Here is a 3,145-nt window from a genome sequence, read left to right on the forward strand (position 1 = left end):
GCAGAAGCCTTATCGGCAAAGCCCCCTGCCGAGCATGGCTCGGCACTACAGGTTGGGTTTGCTGGTAAAGCCCTCTGCCGAGCATGGCTCGGCACTACAAAAACAAGGCAAAAAAAAACGCCGGCGTTGGCCGGCGTTCTTCCTTGTACTGCTGCAATCCTCAGTGCTTGAGGTTGCGGCGCAGTCGCTCCAGGGCCTGCAGCTGGGCGGTGACTTCGGCCAGCTTCTGCTGCGCCTCGGCCAGTTCCATGGCTTCGCCACGGTGCGCCAGTACGCGCTCTGCTTCTTCCTTGGCCTTGCGCACCGATGCTTCATCGATATCGGTGGCGCGGATGGCGGTGTCAGCCAGCACGGTCACAACCTGCGGCTGTACTTCCAGGATGCCGCCGGAAATGGCGAAATCCAGGTGCTCGCCTGCAGCGGTGGTGACCACGACCTTGCCCGGCTTCAGACGGGTGATCAGCGGTGCGTGCTTGGGCGCGATGCCCAGCTCGCCCAGCTCACCGGTGGCCACGACCAGGGTCGCTTCGCCGCTGAAGATCTGCTGCTCGGCACTGACGATGTCGCAACGGATGGTGCTCATGGATCTCTCTTCGCCTGGTTGGGTGGGCCTGCGCCCACCGCAGGTTGCCGCGTGGGCGGAGCACGCTCCGCCCTACGTGGTTATTAGGCCTTCTCAGCCATCTTCTTGGCCTTCTCGACGGCTTCGTCGATGCTGCCGACCATGTAGAACGCCTGCTCCGGCAGGTGATCGTACTCACCATCGACAATGGCCTTGAAGCCACGGATGGTGTCCTTCAGCGGCACGTACTTGCCCGGCGAGCCGGTGAACACTTCGGCCACGTGGAACGGCTGGCTGAAGAAGCGCTCGATCTTGCGGGCGCGGGTCACGGCCTGCTTGTCTTCTTCGGACAGTTCGTCCATGCCCAGGATGGCGATGATGTCCTTCAGTTCCTTGTACTTCTGCAAGGTCTGCTGGACGCGCTGGGCGGTTTCGTAATGCTCGGTACCGATGACCTGCGGGTCCATCTGGCGCGAGGTCGAATCCAGCGGATCCACGGCCGGGTAGATACCCAGCGAGGCGATCGAACGCGACAGGGTCACGGTCGAATCCAAGTGGGCGAACGTGGTCGCCGGCGACGGATCGGTCAAGTCATCGGCGGGCACGTAGACGGCCTGGATCGAGGTGATCGAGCCGGACTTGGTCGAGGTGATGCGCTCCTGCAGGACGCCCATTTCCTCAGCCAGGGTCGGCTGGTAACCCACGGCCGACGGCATACGACCCAGCAGTGCCGACACTTCGGTACCGGCCAGGGTGTAGCGGTAGATGTTGTCGACGAACAGCAGCACGTCCTTGCCCTTGCCGCTGGCGTCCTTCTCATCACGGAAGTATTCCGCCATGGTCAGGCCGGTCAGGGCGACGCGCAGACGGTTGCCCGGCGGCTCGTTCATCTGGCCGTACACCATCGCCACCTTGTCGAGGACGTTGGAGTCCTTCATTTCGTGGTAGAAGTCGTTGCCCTCACGGGTACGCTCACCCACGCCGGCGAACACGGACAGACCGCTGTGCGCCTTGGCGATGTTGTTGATCAGTTCCATCATGTTGACGGTCTTGCCGACGCCGGCGCCGCCGAACAGGCCGACCTTGCCGCCCTTGGCGAACGGGCACATCAGGTCGATGACCTTGATGCCGGTTTCCAGCAGCTCGGTCGAGGAAGACTGGTCTTCGTACGACGGGGCCGAACGGTGGATTTCCCAGTTGTCCGAAGCCTGCACCGGGCCGGCTTCGTCGATCGGGCGACCCAGCACGTCCATGATGCGACCCAGGGTGCCAGCGCCGACCGGCACCGAGATGGCGCGGTTGGTGTTGGTGGCAACCAGGCCACGCTTCAGGCCGTCGGTCGAGCCCAGCGCAATCGCGCGGACGATACCGTCACCCAGCTGCTGCTGGACTTCCAGCGTGATTTCGGTGTTGTCGACCTTCAGCGCGTCGTACACCTTCGGCACGTCGCTGCGCGGGAATTCGACGTCGACGACGGCGCCGATGATCTGAACGATCTTGCCCTGACTCATTGCTGCATCCTCTAAATGTGTGCTGTTGACTGCGCGCGTTAAACCGCTGCCGCGCCGCTGACGATTTCGGAGATTTCCTGGGTGATCGCTGCCTGGCGGGCCTTGTTGTAGACCAGCTGCAGGGTTCCGATCATCTTGTTCGCGTTGTCGCTTGCCGCCTTCATCGCCACCATGCGAGCTGCGTGCTCGGAGGCAACATTCTCCAGCACCGCCTGATACACCAACGATTCGATGTAGCGGGTGATCACGTGCTCAAGCACGGTTGCTGCGTCGGGCTCGTACAGGTAATCCCAGTCGTGCGAGGCCACCTGCTTTTCAGCAGCCGGCAACGGCAGCAGCTGATCGAAGCTGGCCTTCTGCGTCATCGTGTTGATGAAGCGGTTGTAGACCAGGTACACGCGGTCAACCTTGCCTTCGGTGTAGGCGTCAAGCATGACCTTGATCACGCCGATCAGCGTTTCCAGCTTGGGCTGGTCGCCGATGTTGGCCACCGAAGCAGCCATGTTGACGTTGACACGACGGAAGAACGCGCCGGCCTTCTGGCCAACGGTCACCACGTCGATCTCGGCGCCCTTCTCCTGCCAGCCGCGCATTTCCGCGACGGTCTTGCGGAACAGGTTGTTGTTCAGGCCGCCGGCCAGACCGCGATCAGACGAGATCACGATGTAACCCACGCGCTTGACCTGCTCGCGCTCAACCAGGAACGGATGCTGGTAGTCGGTGCTGGCCTGGGCCAGGTGACCGATCACCTGCTTCATCGCCTGCGCGTACGGACGCGAGGTCTTCATCCGATCCTGCGCTTTGCGGATCTTGGAGGCCGAGACCATTTCGAGCGCGCGCGTCACCTTGCGGGTGTTCTGCACGCTCTTGATCTTGGTTTTGATTTCGCGTCCGCTTGCCATCTCTTATTCCCGTGGCGCGAGGTCGAACCCCGCGTTTGCCATACAGCGGAGCCAGGCTCCGCTGCTTTCAGTCGTGGGGGGGCGACCGCCGCCCGCCGGTGCCGGGTTTAAGACCGGGAGGGGGGGGGGGAGATCTGGGGGGGCAACTTGAATGGGGCCGGGGGATCGTG

Annotated in this window: 3 protein-coding genes; all 3 read right to left on the reverse strand. The window is 62.8% G+C overall.

All coding sequences use genetic code 11. The features are described 5' to 3' along the window. Window positions 1–160: 160 nt before the first annotated feature. The 3 genes from ACVOLV_RS22060 to atpG all read right to left on the reverse strand — a co-directional run bounded on the left by ACVOLV_RS22060 (window position 161) and on the right by atpG (window position 2,975). Entirely contained in the window at window positions 161–583 is a 423-nt protein-coding gene (locus tag ACVOLV_RS22060; RefSeq protein ID WP_481508170.1) for a F0F1 ATP synthase subunit epsilon, read from the reverse strand. Window positions 584–666: 83 nt separating this feature from the next. After that, the gene (gene atpD / locus ACVOLV_RS22065; RefSeq protein ID WP_481536669.1) at window positions 667–2,073 is read right to left on the reverse strand and encodes a F0F1 ATP synthase subunit beta; all 1,407 of its coding nucleotides are present in this window, start codon (window positions 2,071–2,073) and stop codon (window positions 667–669) included. A 38-nt stretch (window positions 2,074–2,111) separates the two neighbouring features. Next, entirely contained in the window at window positions 2,112–2,975 is an 864-nt protein-coding gene (gene atpG, locus ACVOLV_RS22070) for a F0F1 ATP synthase subunit gamma (protein ID WP_481517428.1), read from the reverse strand. Window positions 2,976–3,145: the final 170 nt, after the last annotated feature.

It is taken from the genome of Stenotrophomonas sp. STEN023, from assembly GCF_056760135.1.

Coding starts and splice junctions, on each gene's coding strand:
- atpG (WP_481517428.1), bottom strand. CDS start 2,975: ATGGCAAGCGGACGCGAAATCAAAACCAAGATCAAGAGCGTGCAGAAC.
- atpD (WP_481536669.1), bottom strand. CDS start 2,073: ATGAGTCAGGGCAAGATCGTTCAGATCATCGGCGCCGTCGTCGACGTC.
- ACVOLV_RS22060 (WP_481508170.1), bottom strand. CDS start 583: ATGAGCACCATCCGTTGCGACATCGTCAGTGCCGAGCAGCAGATCTTC.